The organism is Brevundimonas sp. GW821-FHT12E07 (genome assembly GCF_058807035.1).
This window is the reverse complement of sequence record NZ_JBXAQH010000001.1, coordinates 732,276-753,336: the sequence shown is the minus strand read 5'-3', so window position 1 is coordinate 753,336 and position 21,061 is coordinate 732,276. Positions and strand designations below refer to the sequence as shown.

Genomic DNA, 21,061 nt, shown 5'->3' with positions numbered 1-21,061 from the left:
CAGGGCGCCGGGCGCCAACGAGCCTTTTAAATGCAGAGCCTGATGGAGCGTTGCAACCCGACTGTCGTCAGGCCGGCTGAATCTTCAGACGCCGCAATCAGTTGGCGGGCCGGCCGACTTCCTCGACGTCCATCGGCGTGGCGCCGGGCGCGACCACCACACGCGGCCCGGATGAGGGGATGGCGGCCGGCGTCGCCTGCGGGTGCTCGAAGGCGCTCATCCGGGCGTTGATGGCCGCGATCTCCTCAGGCGTCGGAGCGCGGCGACCGCCCAGACTGACCACGCCGACGACCCGGGTCTGGCCGTCGATCTGGACCGTCTTCATGCCGACGGCCAGAGGCTTGCCGTCCGGGCCGAGCGCGATCGCCGGGGCGTCCGGCGCGGTCGAGGCCACGATCAGGCGCGGCCGGGCGAAGCGGGCCTCGTCGATCACCGGCTCGCGCGTGGCGTAGCGCTGGTGGAAGGCGGAGGTCTCGCCGTAGATCCCCTTCCAGCGATAGAAGATGTGGGCCCCGATCTGGGTGATCTTGGCCAGCGTCGGCGACCACCAGGGATGGACATAGTCGGCGTGGTAGTGGGTCGCGGTGCCGACTTTCGTGGCGACATGGCCCGCCAGCATGCGTTGCGCCACGGTCCGGGCGCGGTCCCAGGCCCAGCCGACCGGCGCCTGGGACAACGACCCGTCGCAGGTGAAGCTGAACTGGCAGCCGGTGTTCCGCTCGGCGCCCTCGAACACCACGCCGCAGATGCTGGACGGATAGTTGGGGTCGCGGACGCGATTGAGGATGACCTGGGCCACGGCCTCTTGGCCCTCGGTGCTTTCCAGCGCCGCCTCATAATAGATGCCTTGGGTCAGGCAGCGTTCGGCGCGCTTGCGATCGGCCTCGGAGGCGGCGCGGAAAACAAACGGCAGGGCGGGCCTGAGCGCGCCCGAGGTCACCGGCATGGCGGCGTTCATCCGCTGGGCGTCGAGACCGTTGGCGCCCAGCTCCAGCGTCGGCTTGCCGGCGAGGGTCAGGCTCTCCCAGCCCGGGGTCAGGCCATAGAGGGCGACCTGTTTTTCGTTGGGATCGTGCCGGATCGCCAGGGCCAGCTCGGAGGGAGTCAGCCGCGAAGTCATCGCCGCCAGACCTTCGCCGCCGAGATCGCCCCGGGTCGCATGGGCCACGGCCTCGGCGGTGCGGTCCATGGCCGGACGCGGCGTCGAGCTGGCGGCCATGGCCACACCCAGGGCGGCGAGCATGGCGGGCGCCGCGGCCGCGACCCTCCGTCCCTGCGTCTTCATCCTGGTCCAGTCGATGGCGATCATCGTGCTTTCGGTCGGCGGCGCCCGAAGTGGATACGCCCGGAAGGTCGGGGCGGATGCCAGACCTTCCGGGCGATTTTCAGGCCACGGATTTACGTTCGTTCAGACTCTTACTTCGCGCCGAGCGTCGAACGCAGCATCCAGGCGGCCTTTTCATGGGCGGCCAGACGCTGGGTCATCAGGTCGACCGAGACGTCGTCGCCATCGTCCTCGGCGGTCTTGAGCGCCTGACGCATGGTGGCGATGACGGTGCCGTGGTCCTTGATCAGCTCGGCCAGCATGGCGTTGGAATCCTTCTCCGGATCGCCGTCGACGATCGAGGTCAGGTTGCCGAAGGTGGCGTAGCCCTGGGGCGCGAACTCGCCCAGAGCCCGGATGCGCTCGGCGATGGTGTCCAAAGCCTCCCAGATTTCGCGGTACTGCTGCTCCAGCAGGCTGTGGATCGAGAAGAACTCGGCCCCGCGCACGTTCCAGTGATAGCCGTGGGTCTTCAGATACAGCGAATAGCTGTCGGCCAGCACCTTGGTCAGTTCGCCGACGACGTCGGTGCGTTCAGCCTTGCTCAGGCCGGTGTTGATCGCTGCGGTCATGGGGGAGCTCCGGGTTCAGCCGTTCAGATATCAGAAGTTGCAGTTAGGCATTTCGAGGCCCGAATCCAACCCCGGCAAAGCTTGACGAAGCGGTTGAAAACAGGGGCAAGGTGGCATGTCGGACGTCCGGGAACGCGAAACGGCCGACAGCGTTGCAGCAGCGTCGTGCGAAACGGGTCTTCGTACGATCGGGGGGTGAATGAGCGCAGCGGCGTTCCTCAGGCGGATTCTGGCGACCGACACCCTTCTGGCGCGGCTGGCCCGGTCGCGTCCGCAGCCCATGGGCGTCAATATTCTGATCGGGCTGGCGTTCGCGGCGGTGTTCCTGGTCCTGCGATGGGCGCTGCAGTCCTTCTACCCCGCCAATACCGGCTTCATGATCCTGCTGCCCGGCGTCATCCTGGCGGCGCTGGCCGCCGGGCGGGCGGCGGGCCTGTCAGCCATGGTCGCGAGTCTGGTCGGCGGCTGGGTGTTGGTGGGCGCCTCCGGGGCCACGCGGCTCATGGAGCCGCAGGGTCAGGCTTCTACCGTCAACTTCCTTCTCGTCGGGATCTTCGCGGCCCTGGTCGCGGCGTCCCTGAGAAAGACCGTCCACTCTCTCGACGACACCGTCGCGGCCCTGAAGCGGTCGGATGTGCGCATGGGCCAGACCGAGCTGGAGCTGGCCGCCATCATCGAACAGGCCTCGGCCGGCATCGCCCGCGTCAGCCTGGACGGGGTGGTCGAGACGGCCAACCGCCGCTTCGCCGAGATCCTGGGCACCACCGAGGCGAAGCTGATCGGAGCGCGGACCGGAGACGTCACCCACCCCGACGACATCGCCCCGACCAAGGCCCTGCTGGCCTCGACCCTGATCGGCGGGGCCGGTCAGATCGAGAAGCGCTACTTCCGCGGCGACGGCTCCATCGTCTGGGCCCTGACCAGCCTGCAGCGGCTGCTGGGTCCCGACGGCAAGCCCAAGGGGTTCATCGCCGTCATCGTCGACATCTCAGAGGCCAAACAGACCGAGGCCGCCCTGCGCGAGAGCGAGGAACGGTTCCGCCTGATGGCCGACACGGCGCCCTCCCCGGTCTGGCTGACCAATGCCGAGGGCGAGGTGGAGTTCGTCAACGCGGCGCTCGCCGCCTTCTACGGTGGACCGGCGCGGGAAGTTCTGGGCCACGTCTGGCGCCAGTCCCTGCATCCCGACGATGCGGCGGCGGTCAGTCGGGTCCAGGCCGAGGCCCGGCCGGCGCACGCGCCCTACGGTTTCGAGGCCCGCTTCCGCCGCCATGACGGCGAATGGCGCTGGATGCGGATTTCGGTCAATCCGCGCTTCGACGGCGAGGGCCGCTTCCAGGGCTATGTCGGGATGTCGTTCGACCTCACCGAGACACGTCAGGCCATCGAGGCCATGGCGCGTCAGGCCCAGCGTCAGCGCTTCGTCCTGACGCTCAGCGACACCCTGCGCGAGCTGACAGACACCGACGACGTCATGTCCGTGGTCAATCGCGCGCTCGGCGAGCGGCTGGGCGTCAACCGCGTCGGCTTCGGCGAACTGGACGCCGAGGCGGGGGTCTGGCGGCTGTCGAAGGACTGGACCGCGGGCGTGGCCTCCAACCAGGGCGAGCTTCCGGTCGCGGACTTCGGCGACGCGGTCCGTGGCGAACTGTCGGACGGCGGGCTGGTCGCGGTCGACGACGTCGCGGCCGACTCGCGGACGTCCCCCGACCTGCCCGCTCATGAGGCTATCCAGGCCCTGGCCTTCGTCGCCATCCCCCTGATGCGCGGCGGCCGCCTGCGCGCCTTCCTGAATGTGGCCTCGGCCCGACCCCGGGTCTGGACCGCCGACGAACTGGGCCTGATCGAGGAGGTCGCCGAGCGCGCCTGGGTCGAGGTCGAGCGCACCCGCGCCCAGGCCGAGGTGGTCGAGAGCGAGGCCCGGTTCCGCGCCATCGCCGACACCGCCCCGGTGCTGATCTGGGTGACCCAGCAGGACCGCCAGCGCGCCTTCGTCAACCAGGCCTATGTCGCCTATATGGGCGGCGACTACGAGAGCGTGCGCACCGCCGACTGGCGCAGCTTCATCCATCCCGACGACCAGGACTATCTGGTCCGGGAGTCCATGTCCGGAGAGGCCACCGGCCAGCCCTTCTCGCTGGAGGCGCGCTACAGGCATCATTCCGGCGAATACCGCTGGCTGAAGTCCTTCTCGCGCCCGCGACTGGGGCCTGGCGGTCAGGTGCTGGGCTTCGTCGGCGTGGCCTTCGATGTGACCGATGCGCGCGAGGCCCAGGCGGCGCTGGCCGAGTCCGAAGCCCGCTTCCGAACCGTCGCCGACAGCGCCCCGGCCCTGATCTGGATGACCGACGAACGCCCGGGCATCGTCTTCACCAACCGGCGCTACAAGACCTTCTTCAACGTCGACGCCGAACAGATCCAGGACGACCGCTGGATGGGCTTCATCCATCCCGACGACCTGAAGATCTTCTCCCTGACCTTCCTCAGGGCCTTCAAGGCGCGCGACAAGTTCGAAGCCGTCATGCGGGTCCAGCACCCGACCTTCGGCCAGCGCTGGCTGCGCTCGGAAGGGGTGCCGCGCTTCGACGCGACCGGCGCCTTCCAGGGCTATGTCGGCGCCAGCCTGGACATCACCGACGCCAAACGCGCCGAGGACGACCTCAAGCGCATCAACGAACTGCTGGAAGAGCGGGTCGGCGAGGCCCTCGCCGAAAAGGCCAAGGCCGAGGCCGACCTGATGCACGCCCAGCGGATGGAGGCGGTCGGCCGTCTGACCGGCGGGGTGGCGCACGACTTCAACAACCTGCTGACCGTGGTCATCGGGGCGCTGGACATGATCCTGAAGTCGCCGGACAACGCGGCGCGCCGGAAGAAGCTGGGCGAGGCGGCGCTTGCCGCCGCCCGTCGCGGCGAGGGCCTGACCCACCAGCTGCTGGCCTTCTCGCGCCGTCAGGCCCTGAGGCCTGAACCGGTCGACCTCAACGCCCTGATCCAGGAGAGCGAACCCCTGCTGCGCCGCGCGGTCGGAGAGGCGGTCGAATACAGGATGAAGCTGAAGCGCGGCGGGGCACGGGTCAGCGTCGACCCGGCCCAGTTCGAGGCCGCCCTGCTCAACCTGATGGTCAACGCCCGCGACGCGGTGGGCGCCAGGAGCAAGGGCCGGATCACCGTCCAGACGATGAGCTGTTCCGTCGCCGCGGGGGAGGTCTCCGAGCTGGCGGCCGGTCAGTACGTCTGCGTCACCGTTTCGGACAATGGCGCGGGCATGGACGCCGCGACCATGACCCGGGTGTTCGAGCCCTTCTTCACCACCAAGGCCGTCGGCAAGGGCACGGGGCTGGGCCTCAGCCAGGTTTACGGCTTCGCGCGCCAGAGCGGCGGCGGCGTCCACATCGCCTCGACCGTCGGCCGGGGCACGGAGATCAGACTCTATCTGCCGCCGCTGGATACGAGCGAGGCTGTCGCCGCGCCCGAGGTTCGCACCGAGATCGACGCCATCCCCTCCGGCCGCCGCCTGCTGCTGGTCGAGGACGACGCGGGCGTCGCCGCCATCGCCATGGAACTGCTGACCGGTCTCGGCCTCGACGTCGAGGCCGCCGAGACCGGGCCCGAGGCCCTGGAACGTCTCGCCGCCCGATCGTTCGACGTCATGCTGACCGATGTGGTCATGCCGGGCGGGATGACCGGGATCGAGCTGGCCCGCGTCTGCGCCGACCGCTATCCGGCGATGCGCATCCTGCTGACCTCGGGCTATGCGGGCGACGACGTCGATGAGGCGCTCAGCGACGCGCCCTGGCCCTTCCTGCGCAAACCCTATTCCGGCGACCAGTTGCGTCAGGCGCTCGGCGACCTTCTGCCTCTCGAATAGGGCGCAAACGAAAACGCCGGCGAGGAGGCCCTCGCCGGCGTCGTGGTCTTCAGTAAAGAGCCCTTAGCGCTGACGCGCCTTGCGGGCGGCGTAGCGGGCGTCCCGCGCGGCCTTCTGCTCTTCCTTGGAAAGCTGCTTGCGCTCCTTGCGGGCGGCGCGCTTTTCGGCGTCGATGGCTTCCTGGCTGGCCATTTCCTCGGCCAGACGGGCGGCTTCCTTCTCGGCCTTCTCGCGGCGAAGCTCGGCCTTGGCGAGCTCGTGCTGCTGGCGCAGGGCCTCCTTCTCGGCGGCGCGTTTCTCAGCCAGCTTTTCGAACTCGGGGTCGGGGGCGGCGGTCTTGGGCTTGAACTTGGCCAGCAGCGCCTTCTTGGCCTCTTGCTGGGCGGAGATACGGTCGTTGAAGCCGGTTTGTTTCAGATCTCGCATGCGTAGGGTCGGTTGTCCTTCAGACGGGTTCAGGTCACGCGGCGTCGCCGGGTGACAGCGTCGCGTCTCTTAGGGAGGGGCTCCGCCGAAACTAAGGCGAGCCGGGGCGGGTGGGACAAAGCGGAAACCGCGCCGAAAAGCAAGGTTCGCCATGGCCGATAATCGGGGACGGCGCCGATCCATGGCGGATGGCGCCCCTCTGATCACAGGTCGATATAGGCATGCGGGCCAGAAATCCAACCCGTGACGCGGCCTAGCGGTGCGGCTTTTGCGCCTGACCCACGGCCGTGCCCGCCGCCCCGCCGACGGCGGCGCCGACCGGGCCGGCGACGACAGCGCCCGCGACGGCTCCGGTCGCGGCCTTTTGTTCGATGGTGTGCCCGCAGGCGCCGAGGGCGACCACAGAGGCGGTCAGGATGGCGGCGGCGAACGCGCGATGAGTGGTGCGGATCATGCATAAACTCCGGAATGGTCACGCTTAACGTCCGTTTAACGGACACGGTTCCGCGATTCCGTCCTTGAAGTTTAACGCCCCCAGCCCCACCTGCCGAAGACAACAGAGTTCACCGCGTTCAGTTTATGTCACAATCGGATCATCCTCATTGAGTTGATCAGTGCAAATCCAATACAGTAAAGGATAGACCGACTGAAGGCGATGTATCGTAACGACACACACGCCTGCAACGAATGCCTTTTCATCCCCGCAAATTGCTGCGACGCAGCGTCAGCTTGCGAATCAAACACATTGACGCCATAAACGGATGGCTTAAGGCGCGGCTTCGACGACCGGCCGTTCGCCGACCATCGATTAACGACAGCCGGATGCGACAAACCCCGAAGAGGGACCTCGCCCGTCTGTGAAGACGACCCCGGGGGCTGCGTTTCTCGCCCTGCTGAACAGGACTACGCCTTTGTTTCATTCCGCGCAGACGCGTGCGAACACGCCTGCCGACCACGTGGCCCGCATCCGGCCCGTGACGGCGGCCGCGATGTTCGGTGGGCTGGTCGGACTGGCTATCGGTTGCGCCTATATGGGCGGCACGGTGGCAAAGGCGACGACCCTGCGCGCGCAGGCGGAACGACTTGAAGGCGCCACCGCGGCGGGCTTCACCGAAGAGGCTCTTTCGGCCGCGGCCGGTGGGCTGGATGAAAGCGCCCTGACCATCGCCCGACGCCACGACCCTTATACGGTCGCCGGCGGCGCCCAGCGCGACCGTCAGGCCGAACTGATGACCGCCCGCCTCGAACAGCTGCGCGGCGAACCGGCGGACAAGGCCCTGCGCCGGGTCAGCCTGACCACCGACGCCGCCCGCCCGTTCCGCATGGGCAATGCGCTGGACGCCTCGCGCGATCTCGAATGCCTGACCCAGGCCGCCTATTACGAAGCCCGCGGCGAAGGCCGCGACGGCATGCAGGCCGTGGCCCAGGTGGTCCTTAACCGCGTCCGCCACCCCGCCTTCCCCAAGAGCATCTGCGGCGTGGTCTTCCAGGGCGCGGCCCTGCGCGCGGGCTGCCAGTTCAGCTTCACCTGCGACGGTTCGATGCGCGGTCGGGTTAATCCGATCGCCTGGAACCGCGCCCGCGACGTCGCCTCCAACGCCCTGTCCGGCGCCGTCTACGCCCAGGTCGGCAATGCGACCCACTTCCACACCACCGGCGTCTCGCCGGGCTGGCGCAGCGCCCTGATCCAGGTCAGCCAGGTCGGCCACCACCTCTTCTACCGCTTCGGCGGCCGTTCGGGCTCCAGCAATGCCTTCACCTATGCCGCCCGCCCGTCGGAGGATCGCCCGCAGCTGATGCAGGCCAGCCTCGACCCGAGCGTGCCGGTCCGCCAGGCCGGTCAGGCCGTGGCCTATACGATGGTCCTGGCCCAGGAAGCCCTGTCTGGCGAAAGCGCTCGCCCCACGGAAAGCCGCCCCACAGCCCCGGCGACCGCGACCGCGGCTCCCGCGCCGGCCCCGGCCGCCACGCCCGCACCGCGCGTAACGGCGGCCGAACGTCCCGCAGCGCCTGCCACCGCGGCCGCCTCCGCCTCGGTCGCCACGCCGCAAGCCTGATGGAGGTCTAGCGTTCCTGCACCTTCCAGTGGGTGGTCAGGTTCTGCTTCAGATTGCCGTAGCGGCCCTGTTCGCCGAGGTTGACGTCGGCGTCGCCCGGCTGGCCCGACTGGGCTCCGGTCAGCAGGTCTCGCCGGTCATGCGCCATGGCCAGATCGGCCGCGGACAGATTGCCGGCAGCGGCGAAACTGCGTTGTTCCTTCGGGATTTTCAGCGGCTTGCTCATGAAGACCTCCTTGATCTCTCAGGGAGTTAAACCCCCGGGACTCAAGGCTGTTCCGGAACGCCGCTCTTTGGCGATCGGGGAAAACCCTCAGATCGCGTCCAGACCCACGTCCAGCGCGGCCGCCGAATGGGTCAGGGCGCCGACCGAAATCACGTTCACCCCGGTTTCCGCGATGGCCCTGACGGTCGTCAGATTGACCCCGCCCGAGGCCTCCAGCGTCACTCGCCCGGCCGTGCGCGTCACCGCCGCCCGCAAGTCATCGAGGCTGAAGTTGTCCAGCATCACCACGTCCGGCCCGACGCCCTGATCGACCAGAGCCAGCGCCTCATCCAGCTGCGCCAGCCCGTCGACCTCCAGCTCGATCTTCATCAGATGCCCCGCCATCTCGCGCGCGCGCCGCACCGCCGGCTCCACCCCGCCGCAGACGGCGACGTGGTTGTCCTTGATCAGGATGGCGTCATCCAGCCCGAAGCGGTGATTGATCCCGCCGCCGCAGACCACCGCGTACTTTTCCAGCGCCCTCAGGCCCGGGGTGGTCTTGCGCGTATCCGCGATGCGAGCCCCTGTGCCTTCGACGGCCCGGACATAGTCGCGGGTCAGGGTGGCGACCCCGCAAAGCCGACCCAGCAGGTTCAACGCCGTCCGCTCGGCCGACAACAGGGCCCGGGCATCGCCCTCGATCTCGGCCATCACTGCGCCCGCCTCGAAGGCCTCGCCGTCGCGCACCCGAATCTCCACCGAGCCCTTGGGGTCCATGGCCAGAACCGCCAGCCGCACGCAGTCGATGCCCGCCAGCACCCCGGCCTTGCGCGCCCCCACCACCGCCCGCATCCGGGCGCCGTCAGGGATGCAGGCCTGGGCCGTGACGTCGCCCGCCCGGCCCAGATCCTCGGCCAGGGTCGCGCGCACGATCGCGTCGATCATGATGTCCGGCAGTTGTCGCATACGCCTACTCCGCCGCCATCATGACCACGCCCGCCGGCGTCAGTCGCACCCGGGTATGTTCGGCCTTGTCCTTCGTCAGCGGATAGTCCGACCGGAAATGCCCGCCCCGGCTCTCGTGCCGCGCCAGGGCCGCCTCGGCGATCAGCCGCGCGGTGACCAAAGGCAGGGCCTCGCCCTCGACACCTTCCAGCCGGTCGATCAGTTGCAGCAGACGGGTCAGACCCGCCGCGTCGCGGATCACGCCCGCATCGCGGCTCAGCCCCTGACGCAGTTCCAGCAGCCCCTCGGGGCTCATGTGATCGACCGGCTCAGCGGTCGCGACAGGCTCACCGCCGCCGACGCTTTCAGCCGCCGCCGACCGCCCGGTGCGACGACCGAAGGCGGCGGCTTCCAGCAGGGAGTTGGAGGCCAGACGGTTGGCGCCGTGCACCCCCGTCGCCGCGCATTCCCCGACCGCGAACAAGCCTGGCAAGGTCGTGCGCCCGTCCGGATCGGCGGTGATCCCGCCCATATAGTAGTGGGCCGCCGGGGCCACCGGGATCGGCGTCGTGCGCGGGTCCAGCCCCGCCGCCATGCAGGAGGCGAAGACGGCGGGAAACTCTTTCGGGAAATGCTTGCCGATGGCCTTGGTCGCATCAAGGAAGGCGCCGCGCCCCTCGGCCCGCGCCCGATGCACCGCCCGCGCCACCACGTCGCGTGGGGCCAGATCGGCGTCGTCGGCGGGCCCCAGGATGAAGACGCCATCCCTGTCGATCAGCCGCGCGCCCTCGCCGCGCAGGGCCTCGGTGGCGAGCGGCATGGGGTCGAGACCGACGTCGATGGCCGTCGGGTGGAACTGCATGAACTCGGGGTCCAGCACCTCGGCGCCGGCCTTCCAGGCCAGGGCCAGACCCTCGCCGAGCAGGGCCGCCGGGGTCGTCGTCGCCCCATAGAGGCCGCCCGCCCCGCCGGTGGCCAGCACCACGGCGGACGCCAGCACCTCGACCATCTCCGCATCGTGGCGCTCGATCAGGGCGCCGACCACCCGGCCGGTGTCGTCCTGCAGCAGGCCGCGCAGACGGCCGTCTTCCCAGACAGTGACATGTCCGGCCGCGCGCACGGCCGCGACCAAGGCCGACAGGATCGCCCTGCCCGCCCCGTCGCCGCCGACCCGGGCCACGCGGGCCATGGAGTGGGCCGCCTCGCGCGACACGGCGAAGCCGCCGTCGGCCTCGCGGTCGAAGGGGGCGCCCAGCGACGCCAGCCACTCTACCGTCGCCCGGCCGTCGTCCGTCAGGACCTCGGCCGCATGGTGATTGACCAGACCGGCGCCCGCCGCCTCGGTGTCCTTGAGGTGCAGCGCCGGCGCGTCCTTCGCCGACAGGGCCGCCGCGACGCCGCCTTGGGCCCAGGCGCTCGAGGCCGACTGCAGCAGGGGCGCAGGGCTCACGACCAGCACCTCCGCCGGCGCCGCCTCCAGCGCCGCCGACAGCCCGGCGAGGCCTCCGCCGATGATCAGCGGGCCGTTATGAACGATCCGGTCCACCTCAGATCAGCTCCACCGCGACATGGTGCTTGGCCTTGACCATGTCGTAGCGCGCCGGAACGGCGGGTGGCGGCAGGTCGATCATTCGCTGCACGGCAAGCGCGGCCTTGGCGATCATGTCCTCGGGGACCGTGACCTCGTATTCCATGTTCAGAAGGCAGTCGCGGATGTTCTCCAGGGTGATGCGCTTCATGTATGGGCACATGTTGCACGGGCCGATGAAGTTCACCTCTGGCACGTCGCCCTTGATGTTGGACGCCATCGAGCATTCGGTGATCAGCACCACCTGCTTCGGCTTCTTCGCCATCACATAGTCGGTCATCGCCGCCGTCGATCCGGCGAAGTCGGCGGCGGACAGGACGTCCTCGGGGCATTCCGGGTGGGCCAGGATCTCGGCGCCGGGATAGGCCTCGCGCATGGCGACGATGTCCTCGCCGGTGAAGCGCTCATGCACGATGCAGCGGCCCTTCCAGGCGATGATGCCGACGCTCGTCTGGGCCGCGACGTTGCGCGCCAGGAATTCGTCGGGGATCAGGATGACCTTGTCGACACCCCACTCCTTCGCCGCCCATTCCACCACCTGCACGGCATTGGCCGAGGTGCAGCAGATGTCGGTCTCGGCCTTCACATCGGCGGTGGTGTTCACATAGGTGACCACCGGCAGGCCGGGGTAGCGCTGCTTGATCAGCCGCACATCCTCGCCCGTGATGGCCTCGGCCAGCGAACAACCGGCCTTCAGGTCGGGGATCAGCACGGTCTTGTCGGGCGACAGGATCTTTGAGGTCTCGGCCATGAAGTGGACGCCCGCCTGGACGATCACCTTGGCGTTCGACCGCGCGGCCTCCTTGGCCAGACCCAGGCTGTCGCCGACATAGTCGCCCACGCCGTGGAAGATCTCGGGCGTCATATAGTTGTGGGCCAGGATGACCGCGTCGCGCTCCTTCTTCAGGCGGTTGATCTCGACGATCAGCTCCGCCTGCGAGGGCCATTCGATCGGGGTGACGTGGTCCTTGACCTTCTCCCAGACCGGGGCCGTCTCGCGCGCCGTGCGCTCCGAAAGACCGAACATTCCATCCGCCATCGCGGGTCCTCCTGATGGGCGTTCTCTGCCGCCCCATCTCACATTCAAGACTTATGCTCAACTTGAACATATGTGCATTCAATGTAGGCCGATCTTCGTGGGGCGCAAGCGTAAATGCGCCGGATCGCGACGGGTTTTCCTTCACGCCAGAAAAGTAAAACTCGCCGCCCCGGGTGCAGGCGGCCTCTGGAACCTGGCGATCAAAGCGGTGCATTTATGCTCGACCGCGCCTTCAGAGCGGCCTAGACGACAGCTTCCTTTCTCCCCGCGCTGATTTTCCGAGACGTTCGTGCAAGACACCATCCGCCGCATCCTGACCGCCCGGGTCTATGACGTGGCCGAAGAAACCGCCCTGGACGGCCTGACCCGGCTGTCGCGCCGCCTCGACCGCCCGGTCTTTCTCAAGCGCGAGGACCTGCAGCCGGTCTTCTCGTTCAAGATCCGCGGCGCCTACAACCGCATCGCCAACCTGTCAGAGGCCGAACTGTCGCGCGGCGTCATCTGCGCCTCGGCCGGCAATCATGCGCAAGGAGTGGCGTTGGCCGCCGCCACCCGGGGGGCCAGGGCGACCATCGTCATGCCGGTGACCACCCCGGGCATCAAGGTCGCGGCCGTGCGGGCGCGCGGCGGCGAGGTCGTGCTCCACGGCGACGGCTTCGACGACGCCTATGCCCATGCCCGCGAGATCGAGGCCGAAACCGGCGCGACCTTCGTCCACCCCTTCGACGACCCGGACGTCATCGCGGGTCAGGGCACGGTCGGGCTGGAGATCCTGCGCCAGCACCCGGACACGATCGACGCCGTCTTCGTCCCCATCGGCGGCGGCGGTCTGGCGGCGGGGGTCGCGGCCATCGTCCGCTTCCTGCGGCCCGGAACGAAGATCATCGGCGTCGAGCCCGTCGACGCCCCGACGATGAAGGCCTCCATCGACGCGGGTCATGTCGTGACCCTGGATCAGGTCGGGCTGTTCGCCGACGGGGTGGCGGTGCGCCGCGCCGGGGACCTGACCTTCGAACTCTGCAAGGATTTGCTGGACGACATCGTGCTCGTGGACACCGACGCCATCTGCGCGGCGGTGAAGGACATCTTCGACGACGTTCGGGCCGTCGCGGAACCGGCCGGAGCGCTGGCGCTGGCCGGGATGAAGGCCTGGGCCGCCGCCAACCCGGGGACGGGCGCGCTGGTCGCCATCAACTCCGGCGCCAATCTGAACTTCGACCGGCTGCGTCACGTCGCCGAGCGGGCCGAGATCGGCGAGGGCGCCGAGGCCCTGCTGGCCGTGGCCCTGCCCGACGACCGCGACGCCTATCGCCGCTTCCTCGGTTCGCTCGACGGGCGCTCGGTGACCGAGTTCAACTATCGCTGGTCCAACACCGGCGCGGCCCACTTCTTCGTCGGCGTCGGGCTCAAGGAGGGCGCCGCCGAGAAGGACGCCCTGATCGCCGCCCTGCGCGCCGACGGCTGGTCCGTCGAGGACATGAGCGAGAACGAGACGGCCAAGCTGCACGTCCGCTACATGGTCGGCGGCCGGGCCACGGGGCTGGGCGACGAACGCATCCTGCGCTTCCAGTTCCCGGAACGCCCCGGCGCCTTCCTGCGCTTCCTCAACAGCCTGCAGCCCGCCTGGGCCCTGACCCTGTTCCACTACCGCAACCACGGCGACGACGTCGGGCGAGTGCTGGCGGGGGTTTCGGTGCAGCCGGGGGAGCGTGAGGCCCTGGTCGCGGCGCTCGATGGATTGGGCTATCCCTACGTCGACGAGACCGACAACCCGGCCAGTCGCCTGTTCCTCGACGGAGTGTGAACCTATGCGGACCGACGCCACCCGCCGCGACCTGATCCTCGCGGCCGCCGCCGCGCCCCTGCTCGCCGCGACCTCCGCCTGCGCCACTCCGTCCGCCCGCCCCCGCGATGCGGCGACCGGCCAGGTCTGGACCTTCGACACACTCGCCGACATCGGCGGCCATCCGACCCATGTCGAAGGCGCGCCCATCCTGACCGACAGCCCCTGGGGTCAGGCGGTCAAGTTCGACGGCGTCGACGACGCCCTGTTCATCGACGATCATCCGTTGGCCGGCGCAGAACACTTCACCTTCCAGGCCCTGTTCCGTCCCGACGGCGGCGCCTTCGAGCAGCGCTGGTTCCACCTCGCCGTTGACGAACCGACCCCGGCCGACGGCTCGGCGCCGATCGGGACCCGCTTCCTGTTCGAGATCCGCGTGGTCGAGAACGAATGGTATCTCGACGCCTTCACCAAGGGCGAGGGCTATAACCTGACCCTGATCGACCCGGCCAAGCGCTTCCCTGTCGGCCAGTGGTTCCACGTCGCCCAGACGTACGACGGGACGACCTATCGCAGCTTCGTCAACGGCGTGGTCCAGGCCGAGGGCCCGCTGGCCTTCAAGCCGCAGGGGCCGGGCAAGTCCTCGGTCGGGTGCCGCTTCAACAAGCGCAACTACTTCAACGGCGCGGTTCGCGAAGCCCGCTTCCATGCCGCGGCCCTGACGCCCGACCGGTTCAGCAACCCGTTCGCCTGAGGCGCGGAACGGTCAGCCGGGCCGCGTGGCGATGTGGTCGATCACGACGCGGGTTCCGGTCACGGTGAGATAGATGACCCGTCCTTCGTTGGCCGCCGCGCTGACCGGTTCTAGCTTTGTGCCGTTCATTTCGCGGACCTGCCGTTCTGCCGCAGCCGGCGTACCCACGGTCGCCCGGATCAGACGACAATCCGCATAGGTCGCGTTTCGCACGAGACAGCTTACATCGGCCTGGGTGAGCACCTGGGGCGCCGCCGGCGGGGGCGGAGCCGGACGACGGGTCGCCCCGCTGACGCTGCGGCTGCGACTGCGCGCATGAACAGTCGGGCCGCTGGGAGCGTCTTCGCGCTCCGCTTGCCACGCCGTCTTCAGGTCGTCGCCGGCCCGCTGAAGCAGGTCCCGGTCATCGGAAAGGGCGACGCCGCAAGCCGTCAGGACGCGGTCAAGGTTGGCGTTCTGGGTGGGAAGGTCGAAGTTCGCCCGCAGGGGCGCCGGCTTTCCGGCAGGCGTCCGCAGTTCGAGCATCCCGCCGCCCCGGAGGAAGCGGGCGTCACGGTCCGTGACCGTGCTGGAAAACGCGGTGGCTCCGACCTCGGCGGTCCAGACCTGGGTGTCATGGCGACCGTCAGCGCGCGTCGCCGTCAGGATCCGGTTGTTTTCCGTCGTTGCGGGCAGGCCGACGATGACCAGCTTCATTTCGGCGCCCTGACACTGCGCGACGATCGCCTGACCGTCGCCGTACCGCACCGAGGCCACGCTCAGATTCCGCGCCGGATCGGCGGCGAACTCCCAGTCGTCGTCCTGCTGAATCGCCGCATTGGCAGGCGCATTCGTCGCCGCGCCTGCGGGCGCCAGCATCGCCAGGGCGGACCAGAGCCCGGCCACGATCATTCCACTCATTTGAAGCCCCCACTTCCAAGCAAGCGCGTATGACACATGCGCGAGCTCGAGCCGTCAAGCAGGCTGATCAGATCGGCATCACGAAGCGGAACCGCGTCCGCTCCGCCGTCGAATGGGCGTCCAGCGAACCGGCGTGGCCCTCGGCGATCTGGGAGGCGATGTAGAGGCCCAGTCCCAGCCCCGCCTGGGGTTCGTCCGTCCTGGGCCGGTGGAAGGGCTTGAACAGATGCGGCAGGGCGTGGTCGGGGATCGGCTCGCCCGTATTGGTCACCGTCAACTCGAACGCGCCGCCCTCACAGGTGGCGTGGACATGGATTTCGCCGTCCGCCGCCCCGTGGGTCAGGGCGTTGGCCAGAAGGTTGGACAGCAGTTGGCCGACCCGCTGGGGATCGCAGGCGACGGGCCGGTCGAGCGTAATCTCGGTCGTGATGGTCCTGTCGGGCCAGGCCGCGCCCAGCTCCTGGATCACCTGCTCGATCACCCCGGTCAGATGGGCCTCGGCCTGACGCGCCAGCGGCACTCCGCCGCCCAGCCGGCCGCGCGCGAAGTCCAGCACATCGGAGATCAGCCGCTCCATCCGCGTGGCGCTGGCCTCCATCTGACCCACCACGGTCCGCGCCCGGTCATTCAGCGGCGTCGTCTTCAAAAGGGTCAGCCCCGCCTGGATTCCGGCCAGGGGATTGCGCAGGTCGTGGCCCAGGACGGCGATGAACTGCTCGCGCAACACCGCCGCCTCATCGGCGTCGATCAGGGCCGCCGCACTCGTCGCCAGACTGTCGGCCGCGTCCAGATGGAAGGCGATCAGTTCGGCAAACAGTTTGAACATCGACCGCGTCTCAGGCGTGTCGACCACATGCGGATTGGGATCGATGGCGCACAGGGTGCCGAACATCTCGCCGTTGGACCGCACGATCGGGAAGGAGATGTAGCTGCGCAGGCCGTACATCTGCGGCGTGTGATGCGTGCGCCAAACCGGGTCGGCCTGGGCGTCGTCGAACACCACCGGGTCGCGGCTGTCCCGGATCTCGTCGCAGATCGTGGTCTTGAGCGGCAGCTCGCCGCCCACCGGCAGGCCGAAGCCGATCTCGTCGCGCACGGCGCAAGCGATCCAGTGGGTCTCTGTCACCCGGGCGACGGCGGCGAAGCCCATGCCGGTGATGCGGCAAACCACCTCCAGGATATTCTCGACCGCAGCGATCCGCGCCACCGCCGCAATATCGCGCGCGATGGGGTTTTCAGCCTCAGCCGGGATTTCCATGGAAGCCATGCGACAGGCTTACCCCATGAAGCGTCACGTTAAAATGGGTGTCTACGTACAGATCCGGCCTCATGATCCAGCAACCAGCGCTTGCGCTCCAGCCCGCCCGCATAGCCCGTCAGGGTCCCGTTAGCGCCGATCACCCGATGGCAGGGGACGATGACCGCGACCGGGTTCTGTCCATTGGCCAGCCCCGCCGCCCGCACCGCCTTCGGCTTGCCGATCGCCGCCGCCAGCTCACCATAGGTGCGGGTCTCGCCCGCCGGGATGTCGCGCAGCGCCGCCCAGACCGAGCGCTGGAAATCGGTGCCCGCCGTCTTCACCGTCAGCCCGTCCAGGGCCTTGTGATTCCCGGCGAAATAGGCCGCGACCGCATCCCGCACCACGCCCGGCGCCTGCCCGTCCGTCAACGGAGCATCGCCATAGTGCCGGCGCAGCAGCCGATGCATCCGATCCTCGTAGCCGGCGAAGTCCAGGGCACGGACCGCCCCGTCCGGATCGACGACCAGCAGCACCGTACCGACCGGGGTCTCGATCCGGTCGAGCGTCAGTTTAAGGGGTTCAGGCCGCTTCGAGGCCATGGTCCGTCTCCTTCAGTTCATCGGCCCCCATCCCCGCCGTCCGCAGGTGGAGCGCGCCATAGGCCCGCCAAGGCCGCCATTGATCCGCGCGGCCGGTCAGCCGCGCGTCGAAATCTTCCGGAAGCCGGTCGTTCGGCGGTTCCGATCCCGTATCGACCCACTCGCCGGGCAGCCTCAGCCCGGGCCGGGCCGCAACCAAAGGCTCGAGCGCCAGATCCGCCGACAGGTCCCGCGCGATAGCCTCCGGATCGGCGGACAGGTCGAACACCCGCCGCACCCGGGCCAGAACCCCGGGCAGCGCCCTGAGGTCCGAGGCCTCGACCCGCACCTCGACCCGGCCCGGCTTCTCCGGCGTGACGGACACCCGCCCGCTCGCTCCGTCGACCGCCACATCCAGCGCCCGCGACCAGACCCGGTCCTCGACCGCGTCGCCGCGGGCCTGAAGCACCGCCAGCATGGCGTCCCAGTCATAGGGCGGCCGATAAGGCAGGCTCAGCCGGACCCCGCCCTCCCCCGGCCGTTCCTTGCGACGCCTCAGGGCCGAGGGCGGCCGTCCGTAGAGGGACTGGAAGGTCTCGTTGAAACGCCTCACGCTGCCGAAACCGGACGCCAGCGCCACCTCGGCCATGGTCAGGTCGGTCTCGTGGATCAGAGCCTTGGCCAGCAGCACCCTTCGCGTCTGGGCCACGCTGACCGGCGCCGCGCCCAGATGCTGGCGGAACAGGCGGCGGAGTTGTCGCTCGCCGACCCCCAGCCGCCCGGCCAGGGTGTCGACATCGCCCTCATCCAGCGCACCCGCCTCGATCAGGCTGAGCGCGCGACTGACTGTATTGGACGTCCCCCGCCACGCCCCCATGTCGGGCGCCGTCTCGGGCCGGCAGCGCAGGCAGGCGCGGAAGCCCGCCTCCTCGGCCGCCGCCGCCGTGGGATAGAAGATCATGTTCTCGCGCCTGGGCGTCCGGGCCGGACAGACCGGCCGGCAGTAGATGCCGGTCGAGGTCACTCCGCCGAAGAAGCGCCCGTCGAACCGCGCGTCCCGCGTCACCGCGGCGCGGTAGCAGGCGTCCTGATCCAGATCCGTGTGCCGCGTTTCCATGCCGACAACATGGGGGCGCGCGGCCCCCATGTCTCGCGGTTTTCGGACATTTGAGTTGAAGACCTCAGGCCGAGGCGATGTCCCAACGGCCCCGGTCGAACGGCATGGGCTGGCCGGTGATCAGCTGCCACAGGGCGCCCGACATCCTGAACAGGGCCTGGACCAGACCGAAGATCACACAGGCCATCAGCACGGTCGACAGGCTCCACCAGCCGTCCCGGGTCGCGTCGCCGATCCGGTCGAAAAAGGCCTGGACACTGTCGACATGGATCACCGGCGACAGGGGCGAGACAGCCCAGAGCCAGCCGAACAGCCAGGCCTGAACCCCGCCGAAGATCAGGTCGCCCAAGGCGGTGAACCGCACCTGTCCGGGGTTGGCCGCCCGGATCAGGTCGAAGCCGATCCGGCAGGCGGCATAGGCGATCCCAGGCCAGTAGAGCACGTCCAGGATGCGGCGGAAGATGTCGGCATAGTCGACCCCGTTGATCGTTGCGCCACCCAGGGTGAACAGGTCCTCGGGCCGCAGGGGCGTGACCATCAACAGACCGGCCCACCACAGCAGCAGCACTGTCCAGGCCGCCGCGCTGCCCATCGCCCGCGCCGAAGGCGACAGGGCCACCCGGCCGCGACGACGCCCGCGCCGGTCCCGGGATGAGGTCTCCACCGTCCCGGCCAGCTGCCGCGACACCGCATCCGCATCCATGCCCGCCAGCTCGAACAGGCCCAGATCCTTGACCCGCCAGTCGCGCAGGAAGGCCGGCTTCTCCTTCTGCCGCTCGATGATGAAGCCGGCGATCGTGGCCAGGCCGATGATGGTGATCCCGCCGGTGAAGATGCTGTGGAAGGCCTGACCGACCGCCCGACCGACCTCCTCGTCGCCGACCAGAACGCGGACGATGGCGCCGATGGCGGTGATGCAGACCAGGGCCATCAACCCAACCTTCACCCCGAACATCCACCAGGGATAGAGCTCAGGTCCAACGATATGCTGCGGGCCCGAACCGTAGCGGGCGGCGACGCTCAGCGGATGGCCGAACTCGCGCAGCACCGCCTCCTCGTCGGCCTCGCTCAGGGGTCGGCCGAGCTCCTCCTCGCGGTCCTCCATCCGGGTCTGGATCGCGTCGCGCAGCTCGGCGACGATGTCTTCGCGTGAAGCCTTGGGCAGCTGCGCCGCCACGGCCTTCAGATAGCGTTCCGTCAGGGTCATGTTCATCCCTCCAGCGTGAATGTCAGAGAATCTTGTCGAGCGAGGCGTTGATGCCCCGCCATTCGTCAGCCAGGGCCCCCAGCATGGCCTCGCCCGGCGGCGACAGGCGGTAGAAGCGCTTCTTCCGCTTCTCCTCCTCGCGCCATTCGGAGACCAGAAGCCCCTGGCTCTCCAGCCGCCGCAGCAGCGGATAGAGGGTCGATTCCTCCATCTCCAGCCCGTCACCGGCCAAGGCCTGACGCAGGGTATAGCCGTAGCGTTCCTCCCTCAGGCGGGCGAGCACGGCCAGGACCAGCGACCCGCGCCGCAGCTCCAGCCTCATGCTTTCGAACAGTTCGGGATCCGGGGTCATCACATCTGCCTTGGCGTCACATAGTGTGTGACGCACAGTGTATGCGACATACTGTATGACCGAGTCAAGCGAACACCGGAATCCGCAATCGCGAACCGATCATTTCGGGGAATTTCGGAGGAGCTGAAGGGGGCGTCCCGTCCCCGTGGGGCGAAGGCGGGACGCCCGTTCCGTGGCCGCTCTACGGTCAGGCGGGGCGATCCCGGAACCCGGCGAATCGACATCTGGGAGCCATCCCGTCGGGTTCCCGGAATCTAGGGGTGGGCAGTCTCAGCCGCTACCTGCGGAAAACCATAGGGCGTCCCGGATTTGAGACGTTACGGTCAAGCTTGAAACCGGTCAGGCGACCTCGATCTGCTGGAACAGCAGGGCCCGCGCCACGGCCTCGGGCAGGCTGCGCGCGCCCAGCTTCTGGCGCGCGTTCTTCAGATGGAGGCTGACGGTGACCTCCGCCAGCATCAGGTCGTGGGCGATGGCGCTGATCCGCCGCCCCTGGGCCACGGCCTGCAGACAGTCCCGCTCGCGCGTCGTCAGCTTCGCCGCTCCATATCGCCGCCGCATCATCTCCCCGACCGCGCCCGCGTGGAACAGGTGAGCCACCGACACCAGCCGCGGCCCATGCTCCTCGATCAGCCGGCGGCACTCGGCCGGGTCCATGCCCGAGCCCATGACGATCCCGGCGCCCGGCCCCAACGTCCCCGGAGCCCCCGGTAGCGGGATCAGGATGCCGCCGGCCAGTCCGGCCTCGTCGGCCTCGTTCAGGATCTGCGACGGGCCGTAGTGGGTCGTGGTCTCGAACACCACCGGGTCGTATCGCGCCGCCCGGATATGACCGACCAGCGGATCGCGCATGTCGTACATCCGCTCGGTGTAATACTCGATCCAGTCGGACCGCATGGTCGACATGGCCGGGTCGCCCCGCGCCTCCATCCGGTCGTAGGTGACCATGTCGAGGAAGGCGTAGTTCACCTGATCCAGCCCCATCCGGGCCAGACCCCTGGTCAGGACTTTCCAGCGCCGGTCCGGATCGCGTTCGGACAACAGTCCGGCGAAATGCTCACCGAGCGACAGGTCTCTGTTCGGCATGATCCAACCCCACGCCCCAC

The 21,061-nt window shown here is 68.8% G+C and carries 19 protein-coding genes; 4 read left to right on the top strand and 15 right to left on the bottom strand.

Annotated elements, in window-relative coordinates; translation table 11 throughout:
* Positions 1-97 precede the first annotated feature (97 nt).
* Complete coding sequence (locus AC1ROD_RS03800) at positions 98-1,309, bottom strand: cell wall hydrolase (RefSeq protein ID WP_492946923.1); 1,212 nt, start codon at positions 1,307-1,309, stop codon at positions 98-100.
* Positions 1,310-1,416: 107 nt separating this feature from the next.
* Positions 1,417-1,896 carry a Dps family protein gene (locus AC1ROD_RS03795; protein ID WP_492946922.1) on the bottom strand — a complete coding sequence of 160 codons (480 nt, stop codon included), beginning with the start codon at positions 1,894-1,896 and terminating at the stop codon, positions 1,417-1,419.
* A gap of 199 nt (positions 1,897-2,095) precedes the next feature.
* Between AC1ROD_RS03795 and AC1ROD_RS03790 the strand changes: the two genes are divergently transcribed.
* Entirely contained in the window at positions 2,096-5,764 is a 3,669-nt protein-coding gene (locus tag AC1ROD_RS03790; protein ID WP_492946921.1) for a PAS domain S-box protein, read from the top strand.
* 63 nt (positions 5,765-5,827) lie between these two features.
* On the opposite strand, the gene AC1ROD_RS03785 is transcribed toward AC1ROD_RS03790, so the two are convergent.
* Both AC1ROD_RS03785 and AC1ROD_RS03780 read right to left on the bottom strand, forming a co-directional pair.
* A complete protein-coding gene (locus AC1ROD_RS03785) occupies positions 5,828-6,190 on the bottom strand; it encodes a DUF6481 family protein (protein ID WP_492946920.1) in 363 nt (120 codons plus the stop codon).
* Positions 6,191-6,443: 253 nt separating this feature from the next.
* Positions 6,444-6,644, bottom strand: a complete 201-nt coding sequence (locus AC1ROD_RS03780; RefSeq protein ID WP_492946919.1) for a hypothetical protein — start codon at positions 6,642-6,644, stop codon at positions 6,444-6,446.
* 457 nt (positions 6,645-7,101) lie between these two features.
* Between AC1ROD_RS03780 and AC1ROD_RS03775 the strand changes: the two genes are divergently transcribed.
* A complete protein-coding gene (locus AC1ROD_RS03775) occupies positions 7,102-8,247 on the top strand; it encodes a cell wall hydrolase (protein WP_492946918.1) in 1,146 nt (381 codons plus the stop codon).
* A gap of 7 nt (positions 8,248-8,254) precedes the next feature.
* On the opposite strand, the gene AC1ROD_RS03770 is transcribed toward AC1ROD_RS03775, so the two are convergent.
* From AC1ROD_RS03770 to nadA, 4 genes are all read right to left on the bottom strand, one after another.
* Entirely contained in the window at positions 8,255-8,473 is a 219-nt protein-coding gene (locus AC1ROD_RS03770) for a hypothetical protein (RefSeq protein WP_492946917.1), read from the bottom strand.
* 87 nt (positions 8,474-8,560) lie between these two features.
* The gene (gene nadC / locus AC1ROD_RS03765) at positions 8,561-9,418 is read right to left on the bottom strand and encodes a carboxylating nicotinate-nucleotide diphosphorylase (protein ID WP_492946916.1); all 858 of its coding nucleotides are present in this window, start codon (positions 9,416-9,418) and stop codon (positions 8,561-8,563) included.
* Between the two features lie 4 nt (positions 9,419-9,422).
* Positions 9,423-10,943 (bottom strand): L-aspartate oxidase, encoded by a 1,521-nt coding sequence (locus AC1ROD_RS03760; protein WP_492946915.1) that lies wholly within the window; start codon positions 10,941-10,943, stop codon positions 9,423-9,425.
* 1 nt (position 10,944) lies between these two features.
* Positions 10,945-12,024: a quinolinate synthase NadA gene (nadA, locus tag AC1ROD_RS03755; protein WP_492946914.1), complete on the bottom strand. Its 1,080-nt coding sequence runs from the start codon at positions 12,022-12,024 to the stop codon at positions 10,945-10,947.
* 289 nt (positions 12,025-12,313) lie between these two features.
* Between nadA and ilvA the strand changes: the two genes are divergently transcribed.
* Positions 12,314-13,828, top strand: coding sequence for a threonine ammonia-lyase, biosynthetic (ilvA, locus tag AC1ROD_RS03750; protein ID WP_492946913.1), 1,515 nt, complete (start codon positions 12,314-12,316; stop codon positions 13,826-13,828).
* Positions 13,829-13,832: 4 nt separating this feature from the next.
* Positions 13,833-14,561, top strand: coding sequence for a LamG domain-containing protein (locus AC1ROD_RS03745; protein WP_492946912.1), 729 nt, complete (start codon positions 13,833-13,835; stop codon positions 14,559-14,561).
* Between the two features lie 12 nt (positions 14,562-14,573).
* Here AC1ROD_RS03745 and AC1ROD_RS03740 read toward each other — a convergent pair whose 3' ends face one another.
* The 7 genes from AC1ROD_RS03740 to AC1ROD_RS03710 all read right to left on the bottom strand — a co-directional run bounded on the left by AC1ROD_RS03740 (position 14,574) and on the right by AC1ROD_RS03710 (position 21,041).
* Entirely contained in the window at positions 14,574-15,461 is an 888-nt protein-coding gene (locus AC1ROD_RS03740; protein WP_492946911.1) for a hypothetical protein, read from the bottom strand.
* A gap of 67 nt (positions 15,462-15,528) precedes the next feature.
* On the bottom strand, positions 15,529-16,728 hold the full coding sequence (locus AC1ROD_RS03735) for a GAF domain-containing sensor histidine kinase (RefSeq protein ID WP_492946910.1): 1,200 nt from the start codon (positions 16,726-16,728) through the stop codon (positions 15,529-15,531).
* Between the two features lie 29 nt (positions 16,729-16,757).
* Positions 16,758-17,300 carry a methylated-DNA--[protein]-cysteine S-methyltransferase gene (locus AC1ROD_RS03730; RefSeq protein ID WP_492946909.1) on the bottom strand — a complete coding sequence of 181 codons (543 nt, stop codon included), beginning with the start codon at positions 17,298-17,300 and terminating at the stop codon, positions 16,758-16,760.
* The gene (locus tag AC1ROD_RS03725) at positions 17,281-18,396 is read right to left on the bottom strand and encodes a bifunctional transcriptional activator/DNA repair enzyme AdaA (RefSeq protein WP_492946908.1); all 1,116 of its coding nucleotides are present in this window, start codon (positions 18,394-18,396) and stop codon (positions 17,281-17,283) included. Before AC1ROD_RS03725 ends, AC1ROD_RS03730 begins: the two co-directional genes overlap by 20 nt.
* Before the next feature lie 64 nt (positions 18,397-18,460).
* On the bottom strand, positions 18,461-19,603 hold the full coding sequence (locus AC1ROD_RS03720; RefSeq protein ID WP_492946907.1) for an HAAS signaling domain-containing protein: 1,143 nt from the start codon (positions 19,601-19,603) through the stop codon (positions 18,461-18,463).
* A 22-nt stretch (positions 19,604-19,625) separates the two neighbouring features.
* Positions 19,626-19,955 (bottom strand): PadR family transcriptional regulator, encoded by a 330-nt coding sequence (locus tag AC1ROD_RS03715; protein ID WP_492946906.1) that lies wholly within the window; start codon positions 19,953-19,955, stop codon positions 19,626-19,628.
* A gap of 339 nt (positions 19,956-20,294) precedes the next feature.
* Positions 20,295-21,041: a helix-turn-helix transcriptional regulator gene (locus AC1ROD_RS03710; protein ID WP_492946905.1), complete on the bottom strand. Its 747-nt coding sequence runs from the start codon at positions 21,039-21,041 to the stop codon at positions 20,295-20,297.
* Between the last annotated feature and the right edge of the window lie 20 nt (positions 21,042-21,061).

Bases quoted from the DNA above. Each gene is read 5' to 3' on its own strand.
- AC1ROD_RS03800 (WP_492946923.1), bottom strand. From the start codon at position 1,309: ATGATCGCCATCGACTGGACCAGGATGAAGACGCAGGGACGGAGGGTC.
- AC1ROD_RS03795 (WP_492946922.1), bottom strand. From the start codon at position 1,896: ATGACCGCAGCGATCAACACCGGCCTGAGCAAGGCTGAACGCACCGAC.
- AC1ROD_RS03790 (WP_492946921.1), top strand. From the start codon at position 2,096: ATGAGCGCAGCGGCGTTCCTCAGGCGGATTCTGGCGACCGACACCCTT.
- AC1ROD_RS03785 (WP_492946920.1), bottom strand. From the start codon at position 6,190: ATGCGAGATCTGAAACAAACCGGCTTCAACGACCGTATCTCCGCCCAG.
- AC1ROD_RS03780 (WP_492946919.1), bottom strand. From the start codon at position 6,644: ATGATCCGCACCACTCATCGCGCGTTCGCCGCCGCCATCCTGACCGCC.
- AC1ROD_RS03770 (WP_492946917.1), bottom strand. From the start codon at position 8,473: ATGAGCAAGCCGCTGAAAATCCCGAAGGAACAACGCAGTTTCGCCGCT.
- nadC (WP_492946916.1), bottom strand. From the start codon at position 9,418: ATGCGACAACTGCCGGACATCATGATCGACGCGATCGTGCGCGCGACC.
- nadA (WP_492946914.1), bottom strand. From the start codon at position 12,024: ATGGCGGATGGAATGTTCGGTCTTTCGGAGCGCACGGCGCGCGAGACG.
- AC1ROD_RS03745 (WP_492946912.1), top strand. From the start codon at position 13,833: ATGCGGACCGACGCCACCCGCCGCGACCTGATCCTCGCGGCCGCCGCC.
- AC1ROD_RS03740 (WP_492946911.1), bottom strand. From the start codon at position 15,461: ATGAGTGGAATGATCGTGGCCGGGCTCTGGTCCGCCCTGGCGATGCTG.
- AC1ROD_RS03735 (WP_492946910.1), bottom strand. From the start codon at position 16,728: ATGGCTTCCATGGAAATCCCGGCTGAGGCTGAAAACCCCATCGCGCGC.
- AC1ROD_RS03730 (WP_492946909.1), bottom strand. From the start codon at position 17,300: ATGGCCTCGAAGCGGCCTGAACCCCTTAAACTGACGCTCGACCGGATC.
- AC1ROD_RS03725 (WP_492946908.1), bottom strand. From the start codon at position 18,396: ATGGAAACGCGGCACACGGATCTGGATCAGGACGCCTGCTACCGCGCC.
- AC1ROD_RS03720 (WP_492946907.1), bottom strand. From the start codon at position 19,603: ATGACCCTGACGGAACGCTATCTGAAGGCCGTGGCGGCGCAGCTGCCC.
- AC1ROD_RS03715 (WP_492946906.1), bottom strand. From the start codon at position 19,955: ATGACCCCGGATCCCGAACTGTTCGAAAGCATGAGGCTGGAGCTGCGG.
- AC1ROD_RS03710 (WP_492946905.1), bottom strand. From the start codon at position 21,041: ATGCCGAACAGAGACCTGTCGCTCGGTGAGCATTTCGCCGGACTGTTG.